Consider the following 16,476-nt stretch of genomic DNA (forward strand, 5'->3'; position numbering starts at 1 on the left):
CTCCGGCTCCTCGCTGCACGCGCCTCAGGGGCGTCCCAGGAGCACCAGGTGGTCGCGGTGCACCACCTCGCGCTCGTACGCCGGACCCCACTGCCGGGCGAGCTCGCGCGTCGACCGGCCGAGCATGTCCGGCAGCTCCTCCGAGGAGTAGTTCACCAGCCCGCGGGCCAGCGCGCGGCCGTTTCCGTCGACCAGGTCCACCGGGTCCCCCGCCCGGAAGCGGCCGCTGAGCCCGAGGACGCCCGCGGGCAGCAGCGAGGACCTGCGCTCGCGCACGGCCCGCACCGCGCCCTCGTCCAGCACGAGGCGGCCGGCGGGGCTGGCGGCGTGGGCGAGCCACAGCTGCCGGGTGCCGCGGCGCGACCCGCGGGCCGGCGGCACCGCGAACCAGGTCCCCACGTCGGCTCCGCTCAGCGCCTCGCGGGCCAGCGACGCGGAGGTCACCAGCGCCGGCACCCCCGCGGCCACGGCGATGCTCGCGGCCTCCACCTTGGTGGCCATCCCGCCGGTGCCCACCCCGGCCGCGCCGGCGGCACCCACGGTGACGCCGGCGAGGTCCTGCGGGCCGCGGACCAGGGCGATGCGCCGGGCACCGGGGCGGGCGGGCGGGGCGTCGTAGAGGGCGTCCACGTCGCTGAGCAGCACCAGCGCGTCGGCGCGCACGAGGTGCGCCACGAGGGCCGCGAGGCGGTCGTTGTCGCCGAAGCGGATCTCGTGGGTGGCGACGGTGTCGTTCTCGTTGACCACCGGCACCACGTCCAGCGCCAGCAGCCGCTCCAGCGTGCGCTGCGCGTTGCCGTAGTGGCTGCGACGCGCCACGTCCTCGGCGGTCAGCAGCACCTGCCCGACGGTGAGCCCCGCACGGGCGAAGGCGCGGGTGTACTCGGCCAGCAGCAGACCCTGACCCACGCTGGCCGCGGCCTGCTGGCTGGCGAGGTCGCGGGGGCGCTTGCGCAGCCCCAGCGGGGCGAGGCCCGCCGCGATGGCCCCGGAGGAGACCAGGACGACGTCGCCGCCACCCGCCCGCCGCTGCACGAGGGCCTCGACGAGGGCCTCGAGCCGGGCGGCGTCCAGACCGCCGGACGCGGTGGTCAGCGAGGACGAGCCCACCTTGACGACGACCCGCCGCGCCCCGACGAGGGCGTCGCGACGCGCGGGTGCGGGCGCGGTGAGCTCGCTCACCGCTGGCCGGCGGGCCGCGCGTCGCCGGCGGCTCCCTCCCCGTCGGCCCCGCCCGTCGTGGGCGCGCCCGCCCCGGCGGAGCCGCCGGAGTCGCCGGAGTCGCCGGAGTCGTCGTCGGCCGTCCAGTGCCCGGCGCGGCGCTCGACCTCCAGCTCCGAGCGGGCCGCGGCCTTGGCGGCGCGGCGCTCGCGCTCCTGCTCGCGCTTGGCGGCGCGGGTGGGGCGGGAGTGGTCCTCCAGCCGCAGGTCGCTGCCGCGCTGGCCCAGCACCTCGGCGCCGGAGACCATGGTCGGCTCCCAGTCGAAGACGACGGCGTCGGTCTCGTCGCCGATGACGACCTCGGCGCCGGGGACCGCGCCGGCCTTGAACAGCTCGTCCTCCACGCCCAGGCGGGCCAGGCGGTCGGCCAGGTAGCCCACGGCCTCGTCGTTGGTGAAGTCGGTCTGGCGGACCCAGCGCCGCGGCTTCTCACCGCGCACGCGGAAGCGCACGCCGCCCGTCAGCTCGTCGCCGTACTCCTCACGCGTGACGGTGAAGCCGGTCTCGTCCACGGCCGGGGGGGTCAGCACGATGCGCGTCGGCACCGCCTCGGGGGCGGCGTCGCGGGAGGCCTGGACGAGCTGGGCCATGGCGAAGGTGAGCTCGCGCAGCCCGGCGTGCGAGACGGCGGAGACGACGAAGACCGGGTCCCCGCGGCGCTCCAGGTCGGCGCGGACGATCTCGGCCATGTCGCGGGCGTCGGGCACGTCGGCCTTGTTGATCACGACGAGGCGGGGCCGGTCCTGCAGGGGGACCGTGCCGTCGTCGACGCGGTACGCGGCGAGCTCCTTCTCGATGGCCTCCAGGTCGCTGACCGGGTCGCGGTCGGCCTCGAGGTTCGCACCGTCCAGGACGTGCACGAGGGCCACGCAGCGCTCCACGTGGCGCAGGAAGTCCAGGCCGAGCCCGCGGCCCTCGCTGGCGCCGGGGATGAGGCCGGGGACGTCCGCGACGGTGAACCGGGTGTCGCCGGCCTCGACGACGCCGAGGTTCGGCACGAGCGTGGTGAAGGGGTAGTCGGCGATCTTCGGCCGGGCCGCGGACAGGGCCGCGACGAGGCTGGACTTGCCGGCGCTGGGGAAGCCGACGAGCGCGACGTCGGCGAGCGTCTTCAGCTCGAGCACGATGTCGCGGGCGGTGCCGGGCTCCCCGAGGAGCGCGAAACCGGGGGCCTTGCGGCGCGGGGATGCCAGCGCGGCGTTGCCGAGCCCGCCGCGGCCGCCGGCGGCGGCCACGAAGCGGGTGCCGACACCGACCATGTCGGCCAGCAGCTCCCCCTTGGCCGAGCGCACGATGGTGCCGTCGGGCACGCCGATGACGAGGTCCTCGCCCTCGGCGCCGCTGCGGTTGCCGCCCATGCCGAAGCGGCCGTCGGGGGCGCTGCGGTGGGGGCGGCGGTGCAGGTCCAGCAGGGTCGTCACCTGCGGGTCGACCTCGAGGACGACGTCGCCGCCGCGCCCGCCGTTGCCGCCGTCGGGACCGCCCAGCGGCTTGAACTTCTCGCGGTGCACCGACGCGCAGCCGTTGCCGCCGTCACCGCCTGCGACGTGCAGGACGACCCGGTCCACGAACGTGGGGGACGTGGCGGACATGGCGACTCTCCGGCTCTCTGAGGACTGCTGGCCCCCGCGCGCCGACCGGCGGACGGGGTGGGTGATCGTGCGCAACGCACGGAGGGGCGGACCGGATGCCCGGCCCGCCCCTCCGTGTCACGACTGGTGCGTCGTCACTCGCCCGCGACGACGTTGACGACCTTGCGGCCGCGGCGGGTGCCGAACTCGACGGCACCCGGGACCAGGGCGAACAGCGTGTCGTCGCCACCGCGGCCCACGCCGGCACCGGGGTGCCAGTGGGTGCCGCGCTGGCGGACGATGATCTCGCCGGCGCCGACGACCTGGCCGCCGAAGCGCTTCACGCCGAGGCGCTGCGCGGCGGAGTCACGACCGTTGCGCGAGGAGCTCGCGCCCTTCTTGTGTGCCATGAGCTGACGTCACTCCCCGATGCTGGTGATCTTGACACGGGTCAGCTTGGAGCGGTGCCCCTGACGCTTGCGGTACCCGGTCTTGTTCTTGTACTTCAGGATGGTGATCTTGGGCCCGCGGGCCCCTTCGATCACCTCGGCGACGACCTTCACACCCGACAGCGCGGACGCGTCGTGGGTGACGGTCTCACCGTCGACGAGGAGCAGCGGCTGCAGCTGCAGGGTCTCCCCGCTGGGAACGGCGACCCGGTCGATGGTCAGCACGTCGCCGACCGAGACCTTCTCCTGCCGGCCGCCGGCGCGGACGATGGCGTAGACCACAACGAACCCGTTTCTCTCGCACGAACTGGGACGCCACCGGACCGCTCGACGCGGACCAGGGCTCGCGCACGGTGGCGCACCAAGGGTCAAGCGTACGTAACGCCACCCTCGGGGGTCAAAACGACTCGCCGCCGCCGTCCGCACCGACCGGCTCACCGGTCTGCGAGAGGGCGTCGCCGACGGCCTCGGCGGGGCTCGCCCCGGCGAGCCCCGCCTCCTTGCGCCCGGCCGCCGCGACGGCCGCCATGGCGGCCAGCACGGCGGGGTCCTTGCCCGGTTCCCTGGCCGGCGCCTCGGCACCGGAGGGCTCCGGGGAGGGCGCCTCCACCTCGGCGCGCGCCTCGCGCGAGCCGCGGCCCCGGCGACCGCGGGACTTGCCCGACGACCCACCGCCCGGACCGCTCGGGCCGCCGGCACCGTTCGGGCTCCCGCCGGCACCGTTCGGGGCGCCGCTCCCGGAGCCGTTCTCGGCAGCACCCGAGCCGTTCTCGGCGGGCGCGGACCCCAGCTCCTCCAGCACGGCCGCCAGGCCCTGCCCGGTGCGCTTGCGGGTCATCTGCACCAGGCCCAGCGAGGTGACCTCCGCGACCTGGTGCTTGGTGCGGTCGCGGCCGAGGCACTCCACGAGCCGGCGCAGCACGAGGTCGCGGTTGGACTCCAGGACCATGTCGATGAAGTCGATCACGATGATTCCGCCGATGTCGCGCAGGCGCAGCTGGCGGACGATCTCCTCGGCGGCCTCGAGGTTGTTGCGCGTCACCGTCTCCTCCAGCGTGCCGCCGGAACCGGTGAACTTGCCGGTGTTGACGTCGATGACGTGCATCGCCTCGGTCGGGTCGATGACCAGCGAGCCGCCCGAGGGCAGCCACACCTTGCGCCCGAGGGCCTTCTGCAGCTGCTCGTCGACGCGGTGGGCGGCGAAGACGTCCTCCTCGCCCTCCCAGCGCTCCAGCCGGGCGGCGAGGTCCGGGGCGACGTCGGCGACGTAGCCGTGCACGGTCTCCCACGCCTCCTCGCCGGAGATGACCAGGCGGGAGAAGTCCTCGTTGAAGACGTCGCGCACGACGCGCACGGTCAGGTCGGGCTCGCCGTGCAGGAGGACGGGGGCGTTCTTGGAGGACGCCTTGGCCTGGATGGACTCCCAGGTGGCCTGCAGGCGCTGCACGTCCGCGGCGAGCTCCTCCTCGGCCACGCCCTCGGCGGCGGTGCGCACGATGACGCCGGCGCCCTCGGGGACGACCTTCTTGAGGACCTTCTTCAGCCGGGAGCGCTCGGTGTCGGGCAGCTTGCGGGAGATGCCGGTCATGGACCCGCGCGGCACGTAGACCAGGTACCGGCCGGGCAGCGAGACCTGGCTGGTGAGCCGGGCCCCCTTGTGGCCCACGGGGTCCTTGGTGACCTGCACGAGGACCGGGTCGCCGGACTTCAGCGCGGCCTCGATGCGGCGCGGCTGACCCTCGAGGCCGGCGGCGTCCCAGTTCACCTCGCCGGCGTACAGCACGGCGTTGCGGCCCTTGCCGACGTCGACGAAGGCGGCCTCCATGCTGGGCAGCACGTTCTGCACGCGGCCCAGGTAGACGTTGCCCACCATGGTGGTCTGCGCCTTGCGCGCCCCGTAGTGCTCCACCAGGACGCCGTCCTCCAGGACGCCGATCTGCGTGACGCCGTCCCCCTCGCGCACCACCATGACGCGCTCGACGCTCTCGCGGCGGGCCAGGAACTCGGCCTCGGTCAGGATGGTGCGCTTGCGCCCCTGCTCCCGGCCCTCCCGGCGGCGCTGCTTCTTGGCCTCCAGGCGGGTGGAGCCCTTCAGCGCGGTGATCTCGTCCTCGCCGGTGCCCCCGCCGGTGCCGCCGCTGCGGCTGCGGCGCGGCTCGCGCACCCGCACGACCGTGTTCGGCGGGTCGTCGGGCGAGGGCTCGTCGCCCTCGGCGGCCCCGCCGCGGCGGCGGCGGCGACGGCGACGGCGGGAGGAGCCGGACGTCTCGTCCGCCTCGGCGCCCTCGTCACCCTCGGTGTCCTCGTCGGCGGCGGAGTCGTCCGCGACCGCGTGGGGCTCCTCGTCCCCGCTCCGGTCGTCGCCGTGGCCCTCGTCCTCGGCGGCGCGCTCGGCGTCCTCGCGGGAACGGCCGCGCCGGCCCCGGCCACCGCGGCGGCGACGGCGGCGGCCGCCGGCGTCCTCGTCGTCGTCGGCCCCGGTGCCGGCCGGGCCGTCGTCCTCGGCGTCGGTGTCCACCTCGTCGTCCCCGGCGCCCCGCAGGGGCCCGCCCTCGACCTCGACGTCCTCACCGGTGGTCGTCAGCGCGTCGAGGAGGTCCTCGGGGTCGCGGACCGCGTCCTCACCGGGCTCGTGCGCGGAGCGCTCGGCCGCGGGGCGGGGCGGGCCGGCCGGCGCGGAGGCGCGCCGGCTGCGGCGGGGCGCCTCGTCGACGGCGGGCGCCTGGAAGAAGACGGCCGTGGCGCGCGCGGCGGCCTCGGCAGCGCGTTCGGCGGCGGTGCGCTCACGGCGCGCCAGCCCGGCGCGCAGGAGCACCGGGTCGTCCATGAGGTCCTGCAGGTCGTCCGACGGGGCCTGCTCGGCCGCGGCCACCGGGGTGAGCTCGGCCGCGGGCTCGGCGGCGGCCTCAGGAGCGGCGGGCTCGGCGGGCGGCTGGACCGGCTCCTCCTCGACGGGACGGTCCTGCGCCACGGCCACCTCGGCCGGCTCCGCGGGAGCCTTCGAGCGCGACCGGGAGGCGCGACGGCGCCGCGCGGGCGGGTCGGCGAGCGCCTCGGCGGCGGGTTCGGCGGGCGCCTCGGCGGCGGGTTCGGCGGGCGCCTCGGCGGCGGGTTCGGCGGGCGCCTCGGCGGCGGGTTCGGCGGGCGCCTCGGGAGCGGGCTCGGCGGGGGTGGCCGGCACGGTCTGCTCGACGGTGCCGCCCGCCACCTCACCGACGGGCTGCTCCACGGCAGCCTCCTCGGCGACGGCCGCGGGAGTGCCGGTGCGGCGCGTGGCCCGGCGGGCGCGGCGCCGGGGCGCGGGGGCGGGCTCCTCCACCGGGGCCGGCTCTTCCGCAGGGGCCGGCTCTTCCGCAGGGGCCGGCTCTTCCGCAGGGGCCGGCTCTTCCGCGGGAGCTGCCGCGGAGGCTCGCGCGGACGGCGCAGCGGGAGGTGCCGGCACGGTCTGCTCGGCGGTGCCGCCGGCCACCTCGCCGGCAGGCTGGTCCGCAGTCGTCCCCGCGGACTGCTCGGCAGCGGCCGCGGGCTGCTCGGTGCGCACCGGCGGCCCCGCGGGGCGACTGGCGGCTCGGCGCCGTCGCGGGCGGGTGGGGCCGGTCTCCGCCTGCGTCGCCGCGTTGCGTTCGTTCTCTTCAGGTGTGGTCGTCACGGGTGCTCCCGTCGCCCGCCGACGGCCACTCCACCGGTGAACCCGTGGCCGCCGGAGGGCGTCCTCGAAGGGATCGCCGGGTGGGGTGGCCCGCACCCGGCGGAAGTCCTCGGTGCACGGGCGGGGTTCGCGCGCGGTGGGCGGCGCTCCGCTCGTGCCGCCGCCCGCCCTCCGGCCGGATCGGGGACCGGGGCGCCTGCGAGGCCCTTCCACTGGACCGCGGCGCTGCCCGGCCGCCACGCTCCGAACGGCGGTCTGGTCGGCGGGTCGGTCGCCCGGTGTGGGGAACGCCCGACCGTCCGCAGTGTCTCACAGGCTCACCGCCCGCTCCCTGCTGACGGCGCCGGACCCGTCGGCGGGGGCCGGCGCTCAGGGCTTCAGGGCCTCGGGCAGCAGGTCGGCGTGGGCGGCGAGCAGCTCCCCGGTCATCGCGCGCACCTGCTCCAGGGTGAGCAGCGCCGCGGTCAGCGGGTCGAGGGCGACGGCGTGGAAGACGTGCTCGCGCTCCCCCGTCAGCGCCGCCTGGACGGCGAGCGTCTGCACGTTGACGTTGGTGCGGTTCAGCGCCGCCAGCTGCGGGGGCAGCGCCCCCACCGCCGTCGGCTGCACGCCGTTGGCGTCGACCAGGCACGGGACCTCGACGCACGCGTCGGCGGGCAGGTTGGCGATCACCCCCGTCGCGTTGGGGACGTTGCCGTAGACGACCGACGGCACGCCGGTGACGACCGAGTTCACGATGGTGGCGCCGTACTCCACGCTCGGCGCCAGGTCGGCCTGGAGCCTGGCCAGCTGGGCGTCGATGTCGCCCTGGTCGTCGTGGGCGGCGCAGATCTCGTAGTAGTCCCAGCGCTGCGGGACGTACCGCTGGACCGTCTCGGGGTCCTTGCGGAAGTAGGGCAGGTACTCCGAGGCGTGGTGGCTGGACTCGGTCTCGAAGTAGCCGAAGGCGTTCATGAGCGCGGTGCGGACCTGCTCGTTGCCGCCCTCGTAGGTGCTGGCCGCGGCCGCGGCACCGCTGTGGTCACCGTCGTCGCCGGCCAGGTCGGCGGCGGCCCTGCCGACGACGTGCCGCTCGGTCATGACCTCGCGCAGCCGCGGGTAGAGGTCCTCGCCGCCGCGGCGGCGGAAGCGCAGGATCCAGGCCTGGTGGTTGATGCCCGCCGAGAGGTAGTCGACCTCCTCGTAGGGCACGCCGAGGGTGCGGGCCAGCATGCGGGTGGTGCCCTGGACGCTGTGGCACAGGCCGACGGTCCGCAGCCCCCGGGCGTTGAGGAAGGCCGTGGCCATGGCCATCGGGTTCGCGTAGTTGATGAAGACCGCGTCCGGGCAGGCTTCGCGGGCGTCGGCGGCGATGGCCTCGTAGGCCGGCACCGATCGCAGGAAGCGGAAGACGCCGCCGGGGCCGACGGTGTCGCCGACGGTCTGGTCGACGCCGTAGCGGCGCGGGACCTCCACGTCGTGGCGGTAGGAGGCCACGCCCCCGACCTGGAAGGTGATGATGACGAAGTCGGCGCCCTCCAGCGCCCGGCGGCGCTCGGTGGTCTCGGTGACCTCCACGCCGAAGCCGTGGTGCGCGACGAGCTTGCGCGCGGCCTCGGCGACGGGGGCGAGCTTGCCCGGGTCGACGTCCATGAGGCACAGCCGGGCCGAGCGCAGCGCCGGGAAGCTGAGGATGTCGCCGATGAGGCGGAGGGGGAAGACGTACCCCCCGGCGCCGATGATGGTGATCTTCGGGGGGCGCGTCGGGCTCATGAGCTCGACGCTAGGAGGGAGCCGAGCCCGCGGGCCTCCGGCGAGCCACCGGGAACTTCCAGGATCCTCAGCACCTAGGCTGGCCCGCGTGCCGGAGGAGGCGGAGGTCGAGGAGTCCGCCCTGTGGGTGCACCGCGGGCCCGCACCGCCGATGCGCCGGTTCCACCGCCACGACGACGTGGAGGTCAACGTCGTCGTCGAGGGGCGGCTGGAGTACCTCTCGGGCGGGTCGCGGACGAGCGTCCCGGCCGGCAGCACCGCGATGTTCTGGGCGGCCGCACCGCACCGGCTGCTGGAGCAGGACCCCTTGCCGCGCAGCGACGTCGCGTGGATCCACGTCCCCCTCGCGACGGTCCTGCGGTGGTCGCTGCCGGAGGCGTTCACCACCGAGGTCCTGGCCCACCGCACGCTCGTGGTGCCCACGGCCGAGGTCGGCGCCCACGCGCCGGCCCTCTTCACCACGTGGCAGCAGGACCTCGACGACGGCGGCGAGCGCGCGCAGGCGCTGCTGCTGGAGGTGCACGCGCTGCTGCTGAGGATCGTGGCAGCAGCGGGCCGCTCACCCGGCCTCGCCGGGGCGGGGCAGAGCGGTCGGGCGGACCTGCGCCCGGTCGCCCGGATGGCCAGCTGGACCGCGGAGCACTTCCGCGAACCGGTGACCGCCGCGGACATCGCCCGCGCCGCGAACCTCAACCCGAACTACGCCACCACCCTGTTCCGCCGGTCGGTGGGGGTCTCTCTGGGCGAGCAGCTCGCGCGCCACCGGGTGGCCGAGGCGCAGCGGCTGCTGCTGACGACGTCGATGACCACCGCGGCCGTCGCGCACGCCGCCGGTTTCGGTTCGCAGAGCAGCCTCTACGCCCACTTCACCCGGGCGTGCGGCTGCTCGCCGGGCGCGTACCGCGCCGCGCGGGCGGGCACGAGCGCCGGCACCGCGCTCAGTCGAACAGGGCGTTGACCTCCTCGTTCATCCTGCTCAGCGTGGAGACGTCGGCGTTGAACGCCATGACGTTCTCCATCGCCGACGTCGTGATGCTCTGGACCTCGGCGGCGTTGAGGACGGCCGGGTACGGGAAGGTCGTCCCGGCCTCGATCTGGTCGGTGAAGGCGCTGATGTCGAAGCCGGTGCGGCCGAGCGCCCGCTTCGCGGTGTCGACCGTGCTGGCGACCGCGGGCATGACGACCCCGGCCTCGGCGACGACGGACTGGCACTGGACCGACCCCAGGTACGAGGCCCACTCCCAGGCCGCTCCCTTCACCTGCGAGGACGTGGAGATGGAGTCGGCCAGGGAGTTCTGCATGGCCGCGCGGTGCCCCGCGGGCCCGACGGGGGTGGGGGCCAGGGCCAGGTCGACGCCTTCCAGGGCGCCGTAGTTGGCGGTCTGCCACGAGCCCTCGGTGACCATGGCGTACCGGCCGGCCTGCATCTGCTGGTCCGGCGCGCCGCCCTCGGTGAGCGCCAGCGGCGGCATGTAGCCCTTCTCGATGAGGCCCCGCCACCAGGCGTAGGTGTCCAGGAAGCGCTGGTCGTCGTAGTGGAACGCGGTGCCCCACGCCTCGGCGTCCATGTACCACCAGCCGGTGGTCATGGCCAGGTAGGACCACTCCACCTGGCCGAACGGCGCACCGGCGCTGCCCAGGCCGAGCCCGTAGGTGCGCACGTTGTCCTTGTCGAACCCCGGTTCGTCGCCGCGCACGCCGTTCTCGTCGACGGTCAGGCGCGCGATGACGTCCTCGTAGGTGCCGCCGTCCTGCGGGTTCCAGGTGAGGGACCCCATCTGCTCCCGGGTGATGCCGGCCTCCTCGGTCATCCCCTCGTTGTAGAAGATGCCGATGGTGTCGAAGTCCTTCGGCAGCCCGTAGCGCTTGCCGTCGGGCCCGACCCACAGCTCGGTGGTTCCGGCGACGTACTTCGACAGGTCGATGCGGTCCCGCTCGACGTACTCGTCGACGGGGACGATGAGCCCGCGCTCGGCGAACTCCCCGTACCGGGAGGTGTGGTTGGCGAAGACGTCGGGGGCGGAGTTGGCGACGAAACCGGTGAACAGCTTGTTCCAGTAGTCGTCCCACCCGAACTGCTCGATCTGGATGTCGATGTCGGGGTTCCGGGCCTCGAAGTCGTCGGCGCACTGCTGGTAGGCGGGCAGCTGGGCGGACTCCCACAGCCAGTAGGTGACGGTGCCGGTGCCGGCGTCGGCGCCGGGGTCGACGCCGTAGGAGCCGCAGGCCGTCAGCAGCAGGGCGGTGCCGGCGGCCGCGACGGCGCGGCGGGCTCGGGAGGTGGGGCGCTGGTGCGTCACGGGGTTCCTCACTTGATGCCGGAGAAGCCGATGGAGTTGACGACCTTCCGGCTGAAGATCGCGAACAGGACGATGATCGGCAGGGCGGCGAGCAGCGTCGCGGCCATCAGGCCCGCCCAGTCCGGCGAGCCCTGCGGCGTCTGAGCCCGGAAGACACCCAGGCCGACGGTGAGCACGCGGACGTCGGGGTCGCTGGCGACGAGCAGCGGCCAGAAGTACTCGCCCCACGCCTGGATGTACTGCAGGATCGTCAGGGTCACCAGCGGCCCGGACGCCATCGGCAGCACGACGCCGAAGAAGCGACGCAGGGCGCCCGCGCCGTCGAGCCGGGCGGCTTCCTCGACCTCGTGCGGGATGCCGAGGAAGAACTGCCGCAGGAAGAAGATCGCGAAGGGGGTCATGAAGAAGAACGGCAGGACGATCGCGGCGTAGGTGTTGAGGATGCCGAGGTCCCGCATGAGCAGGAAGTTCGGCAGTTGCGTGAAGATCGGCGGAACCATGAGCGCGGTGAGGAAGACGAAGAAGACCGCGTCGCGGCCGGGCCAGCGCAACCGGGAGAACGCGTAGGCGGCCAGTGCGCCGAAGAACACCTGCCCGGCGGTGATGAGCGTGGCCACGACCACGGAGTTCAGCAGGTAGCGGCCGATGTTCACGGAGGCGCCGGAACCGGCCTGAGCCTGCGCCTCCTCGGTGGTCGCCAGGCCGAGGACCCGCTCGAAGGCGCCGAGCGTGGGCTCGACCGGCAGCAGGCTGGACGGCTGGGTGGCGAGGTAGGCACCGTTGGAGAACGCGGTGCGCAGCATCCAGTAGAACGGGAAGAGGGTCACGAGCACGATGAGGACCAGGGCGGTCCAGGCCAGGAACCGTCCGGCACCGGGCCGTCCCCGGCGGGTCCTGGTGGGTCGTGAGGCCGCGACGGCCTCGTCGAACGTCGTCACTGCGGTGGCCACGTCGCCTCCTGGGATCGTTCGATGGGGTCGCGCTCAGGCGACGTCGGACTCGTTGGCCCGCATCAGCCTGAGCTGGACGAAGGCGACGGCCGCGAGGATGAGGAACAGGACGACCGAGACGGCCGAGGCGTACCCGAACTGGTAGCGCTGGAAGGCCAGGTCGAAGATGTAGTACTGGATGACCTTGGTGGCGTCGGCGGGCCCGCCGGCGGTGGTGACGGCGACGGTGTCGAACGCCTGGAACGAGCCGACGACCGTGATGACGAGCACGAGGGCGAGGATCGGCCGCAGCAGCGGCAGCGTGATCCGCCAGAACATCTTCCACTCCGAGGCGCCGTCGACCCGGCCGGCCTCGTACACGTGGTCCGGGATCATGAGGAGCCCGGCGAAGATCAGCAGGGCCGTGTACCCGAGGTGCCGCCAGGTGTTCACCAGCGCGATCGTGGGGATCGCCCAGTCCTGGCTGCCGAAGAACGGGACGGCGTCGACGCCGAGCCAGCCGAGGAACTGGTTGGTGATGCCGATCTGGGCGTCGAGCATCCAGTAGAACACCAGGGCGACGACGACGTTGGAGATGAGGTACGGCAGGACGATGACGCTGCGGACGAGGACCGAGCGGGTGAGCCGGTGCAGCAGGACGGCCAGCAGCAGCGCCAGGACGGTCTGGGTACCGATGTTGATGACGACGTACTGCAGCGTCACCTTCATCGCGTTCCAGAACGTCGGGTCGTCCAGGATCGTCGCGTAGTTGTCCAGCCCCACCCAGGTGGGCCGGTTGAAGACGTCGAAGTCGGTGAAGCTGTAGTACAGGCCCCGCAGGGTGGGCCAGAGGTAGAAGACGCTGAAACCCAGCAGCGCCGGGAGGACGAACGCCAGGGCCGTGAGGCGCTCGCGGGGGGTGCCGTTGCTGTCCGGGCGGTAGCCGCGCAGCTGCAGGGTGGGACGTGTGCTGCTGCCCGGACGAGCGGCTCTGCTCGTGAGTGCCATCGCGTCAGACCTTCCGGGTGCGCAGGAGGAGGAGCTGCTGCGGCTGCAGGGCGGGGGTCGTGACCCCGGCGGCGGCCAGCGCCCGACCGGTGAGCCGCACGCCCCCTTCCGCCGTCCACGGCAGGACGTCCCCGCCCTGCACCGCCGGGGTGTCGCCCGGCGGCTGCGGCGCGACGTGGTAGGTCGCGTCCGGGTCGAGGCCGGGCAGGCGTACCCGCCCGGGCAGGCTGGTGTCGGGGGTGCTCAGCTGCACCACGGCGAACAGCGCGTCGGCGCCGTCGGCGGACACGACGCCGTGCACGGCGCGGGACTCGTCGTGCGGGTCGGCGCGCACGGTGGTCCCGGTGTGCAGCAGCGGCCGCAGCTCCTTGTAGAGGGCCACCCACCGGGCGAGCTCCGCGCGCTCGGCGGGCTCCATCCGCGTCAGGTCCGTCTCGATGCCGAAGGACGCGAACAGCGCGGTGCCGGCGCGGAAGGAGAGGTCGCTGCTGCGGTGGGTGGTGTGCGAGGGGGAGGCGCCGACGTGCGAGCCGACGAGCTCCGGCGGCAGCAGCTGCGCCGTCCACCGCTGGATCTGCTGACGTTCCAGGGGGTCGATGCAGTCGCTGCCCCACACGCGGTCGGTGTGCTCGAGCACCTCCAGGTCCACGCGAAGGCCCCCGGAGGAGCAGGACTCGATCTCCACGCCGGGGTGCCGCGCGCGCAGCTCGTCCATGAGCCGGTACACCGCGAGGGTCTGCGCGTGCACGCCGGGTCGGCGCCCGGGGCCGGAACCGGCCTCGAGCAGGTCCCGGTTGTGGTCCCACTTCAGGTAGGCGATGTCGTTCTCGGTGAGCAGGGCGTCCAGGCGCTCGAGCAGGTGGGCGTAGGCGTCGGGGTGGCCCAGGTCGAGGACCTGCTGCTGGCGCGCGGCGGGGGGCAGCACGTCCTCGCGGGGGCGCAGGATCCAGTCCGGGTGGGCACGGGCCAGGTCGGAGTCGGGGTTGACCATCTCGGGTTCAACCCAGAGGCCGAACTGCATGCCGAGGCCGGTGACCACGTCGACGAGCGGGGTGAGCCCGTCCGGCCAGACGTCCTCGTCGACGTACCAGTCCCCCAGGCCCGCGGTGTCGTCGCGACGGTGCCGGAACCAGCCGTCGTCCAGGACGTACCGCTCGGCGCCGACCTCGGCGGCGGCGCGGGCCAGGTCGGTGAGCCTGCCGAGGTCGTGGTCGAAGTACACCGCCTCCCAGGTGTTGGCGATGACGGGGCGCGGGTTCGAGGGGTGGTGCGGCCGCGAGCGCAGGTGGGTGTGGAACCGGGCGGCGATCCCGTCCAGGCCGTGCTCGGAGTGGGCGGCGTACACCCAGGGCGAGCTGTAGCCCTCGCCGGCGGCCAGGCGCACCTCGCCGGGCAGCAGCAGCTCCCCGCCGGACAGGACGGCGGTGCCGGTGTGCTGGCGCTCGGCCAGGCTGCGGTGGTTGCCGCTGAAGGCGACGTGCTGGGCCCACACCTCCCCGGTGCGGAAGCCGAAGCCGGCCGTGCCTGCGGCGAGCACGAGGGGCGCGTCCGGGCCGGTGCGCCCGCGGCGGTTCTCGCGCACGTGGGCCCCGACGACGAACGGCAGCCGCTGCGGCACGCGCTCCTTGCCCCAGCGGCCCGCCATGTCGAGCAGTTCGGTGGCCACGGGGGGCACCGGCAGCGCGAGGGCGAGGGCGCCGACCTCGTAGGCGCCCCGGCCGGTGTTCGCCAGGTGCGCGCGGTGGCGCAGCAGGCCCGAGGGCAGCAGGTCGAGCTCGAGGCGCAGTTCGAGCCCCGCCGCGGCGTCGGTGGCGTGGACCTCGACGCGCCCGCCGAGCGGCCCGGCGTCGGCGACCTCGACGGCGGTGGGTGCGAAGCGGGTGGTCCAGCCGGTGCCGTCGCGGTGCCCGGCGAGGCCGGGGGTCCCGCTCCACCCCTGGGCCTGCTCGGGCAGCAGGGCCAGGGGCCGCTCGACGTCGACGGCGTTGTTGGCGCGGGCGGTGGCGCCGGCGGCGACCAGGCCGTCGAGGGCGGCCGGTTCGAGGTCGCCGAGGTCGGCGCCCCAGTGCACCACGGAGGGGAGCTGGTCGGCGTGCGTGCGCAGGACGACGCCGACGCCGGCGGCCCGCAGGTGCACCACCTCCCCCGGCCCCGCAGTGCGGGTGGGGGCGGTGCTCTCGTGCTGCAGAACGGTCACGGCATCTCCGGATCACGTCGTCGTGGACGGGGTCGTGCGCTGCGCAGAGTTCTACGACAAAACTCAGCACGCCGTCAACGGTCCTCCGAGCTCGATCCAGCCACCCTCGGAGGAAGGCGGGCGCCGCCGGGGGTTTCGTCACGATACTGAGCTACCGTTCCCGGCACGCGCCCCGGTGCGCGACGAGCGGAGGAGCGGGATGACCACGACGACACCGGGGCGACCGGCCACCGCCTGGACGCCGCTGACCGGCCCGGCCCACAGCATCGCCCTGGAGGTCCTGCTCGACGGGCCGCTGCCGCGCAGCGAGCTCGCCCGCCGCCTGGACCTCTCCCCCGGCAGCCTCACGCGGCTCTCGCGCCCGCTGCTGGACTCCGGTCTGCTGGTGGAGACCCCCGGCGCCCTCGACCCGACGTCGGGCCGGCCGACGCGCCCGCTCGACGTGGAGGAGGACGGCCACCACTTCGCGGGCGTCAAGCTGACCGCCGACACCGCCTACGCGGTGCTGACGACCCTGCGGGCGAGGGTGGTGGCGGAACTGGAGGCGCCGCTGCCCGACCGCTCCCCCGCCACCTGCGTCGCCGTCGTCGGCGACCTGGTGCGCTCGCTCGCGGACCTGACCGGTCCGCGCCGCCCGGGGGTGCGCGCGGTCGGCGTCGGGCTGGGCGGGCGGGTCGCCCCCGACGGGGAGGTCCTCTCCGCCCGGTACCTGGGGTGGGAGTCCGTGCCGTTCGGTCCCTCGCTGGAGGCGGAACTGGGTGTGCCGGTCGTCGTGGACAACGACGTGCTGTCCCTGACGCGCGCCGAGCAGTGGTTCGGCACGGCCCGGCGCTGCGACCGCTTCGCGGTCCTGGCGATCGGCACGGGCGTGGGGTACGGCCTCGTCGTGCACGACGAGGTCGTGGACCACCCCGACGCGGGGGTGGGCCTGCTGGGGCACTTCCCGCTGGACCCGACCGGGCCGCTCTGCCCCGAGGGGCACACCGGCTGCGCGGAGGCGATGCTCACCCGCCAGGCGGTCGAGGTCCGCGCCGGCCTCGCGCTGCGCCGCCCCGTGGGGTTCACGGAGGTCCTGGACCTGGCGGTCGCGGGCCAGCCGCTGGCCCGGCGGGTGGTCGACGACTCCGCCCGCGCGCTCGGCGTCCTGGTGGCGGCGATCGGGAACCTGACGATGCCGCGCACGGTGCTGGTGTCCGGGGAGAACGCCGGGCTGGCGGAGGTGGGGCGGGAGGCGGTGCGCGCGGGGATCCGCGCGCACCGCAACCCGCGCGCCTCCGAGCTCGACGTCGCCGTGCAGCACACGGGTTTCCCGGAGTGGGCGCGGGGGGCGGCGGTCACCGCGATCCGCACGTTCGTCCTGGGGCACCGCCGGTGAGGGCGGGCGGTGCCGGTGCCGGCAC

The 16,476-nt window shown here is 74.8% G+C and carries 12 protein-coding genes; 2 read left to right on the top strand and 10 right to left on the bottom strand.

The window, feature by feature from the left end:
- Positions 1 to 24: 24 nt before the first annotated feature.
- From proB to melA, 6 genes are all read right to left on the bottom strand, one after another.
- Positions 25 to 1,182, bottom strand: a complete 1,158-nt coding sequence (gene proB / locus ACRYR8_RS01640; RefSeq protein ID WP_432482329.1) for a glutamate 5-kinase — start codon at positions 1,180 to 1,182, stop codon at positions 25 to 27.
- Positions 1,179 to 2,813: a GTPase ObgE gene (gene obgE, locus ACRYR8_RS01645; RefSeq protein WP_432482330.1), complete on the bottom strand. Its 1,635-nt coding sequence runs from the start codon at positions 2,811 to 2,813 to the stop codon at positions 1,179 to 1,181. Before obgE ends, proB begins: the two co-directional genes overlap by 4 nt.
- Positions 2,814 to 2,947: 134 nt before the next feature.
- Positions 2,948 to 3,202 (bottom strand): 50S ribosomal protein L27, encoded by a 255-nt coding sequence (gene rpmA / locus ACRYR8_RS01650; protein WP_242129231.1) that lies wholly within the window; start codon positions 3,200 to 3,202, stop codon positions 2,948 to 2,950.
- A gap of 9 nt (positions 3,203 to 3,211) precedes the next feature.
- A complete protein-coding gene (gene rplU / locus ACRYR8_RS01655) occupies positions 3,212 to 3,523 on the bottom strand; it encodes a 50S ribosomal protein L21 (protein WP_432482331.1) in 312 nt (103 codons plus the stop codon).
- 115 nt (positions 3,524 to 3,638) lie between these two features.
- Entirely contained in the window at positions 3,639 to 6,470 is a 2,832-nt protein-coding gene (locus ACRYR8_RS01660) for an Rne/Rng family ribonuclease (RefSeq protein WP_432482332.1), read from the bottom strand.
- A 789-nt stretch (positions 6,471 to 7,259) separates the two neighbouring features.
- Complete coding sequence (gene melA / locus ACRYR8_RS01665) at positions 7,260 to 8,642, bottom strand: alpha-galactosidase (protein ID WP_432482333.1); 1,383 nt, start codon at positions 8,640 to 8,642, stop codon at positions 7,260 to 7,262.
- Between the two features lie 88 nt (positions 8,643 to 8,730).
- Between melA and ACRYR8_RS01670 the strand changes: the two genes are divergently transcribed.
- On the top strand, positions 8,731 to 9,600 hold the full coding sequence (locus tag ACRYR8_RS01670) for a helix-turn-helix domain-containing protein (protein ID WP_432482334.1): 870 nt from the start codon (positions 8,731 to 8,733) through the stop codon (positions 9,598 to 9,600).
- Here the strand turns inward: ACRYR8_RS01670 and ACRYR8_RS01675 are convergent.
- From ACRYR8_RS01675 to ACRYR8_RS01690, 4 genes are read right to left on the bottom strand one after another with little or no spacing between them, the layout of a single operon-like run.
- Positions 9,581 to 10,942 carry an ABC transporter substrate-binding protein gene (locus ACRYR8_RS01675; RefSeq protein WP_432482335.1) on the bottom strand — a complete coding sequence of 454 codons (1,362 nt, stop codon included), beginning with the start codon at positions 10,940 to 10,942 and terminating at the stop codon, positions 9,581 to 9,583. The two genes, ACRYR8_RS01670 and ACRYR8_RS01675, sit on opposite strands and share 20 nt — an antisense overlap.
- An 8-nt stretch (positions 10,943 to 10,950) precedes the next feature.
- Positions 10,951 to 11,892 (bottom strand): carbohydrate ABC transporter permease, encoded by a 942-nt coding sequence (locus ACRYR8_RS01680; protein WP_432482336.1) that lies wholly within the window; start codon positions 11,890 to 11,892, stop codon positions 10,951 to 10,953.
- 33 nt (positions 11,893 to 11,925) lie between these two features.
- Entirely contained in the window at positions 11,926 to 12,879 is a 954-nt protein-coding gene (locus ACRYR8_RS01685; RefSeq protein ID WP_432482337.1) for a carbohydrate ABC transporter permease, read from the bottom strand.
- Positions 12,880 to 12,883: 4 nt separating this feature from the next.
- On the bottom strand, positions 12,884 to 15,076 hold the full coding sequence (locus ACRYR8_RS01690) for an alpha-galactosidase (protein ID WP_432482338.1): 2,193 nt from the start codon (positions 15,074 to 15,076) through the stop codon (positions 12,884 to 12,886).
- A 199-nt stretch (positions 15,077 to 15,275) separates the two neighbouring features.
- On the opposite strand from ACRYR8_RS01690, the gene ACRYR8_RS01695 reads away from it, so the two are divergent.
- Positions 15,276 to 16,451 (top strand): ROK family protein, encoded by a 1,176-nt coding sequence (locus ACRYR8_RS01695; RefSeq protein WP_432482339.1) that lies wholly within the window; start codon positions 15,276 to 15,278, stop codon positions 16,449 to 16,451.
- Positions 16,452 to 16,476: the final 25 nt, after the last annotated feature.

Source organism: Kineococcus esterisolvens, assembly GCF_050871405.1.
Lineage (GTDB): Bacteria > Actinomycetota > Actinomycetes > Actinomycetales > Kineococcaceae > Kineococcus.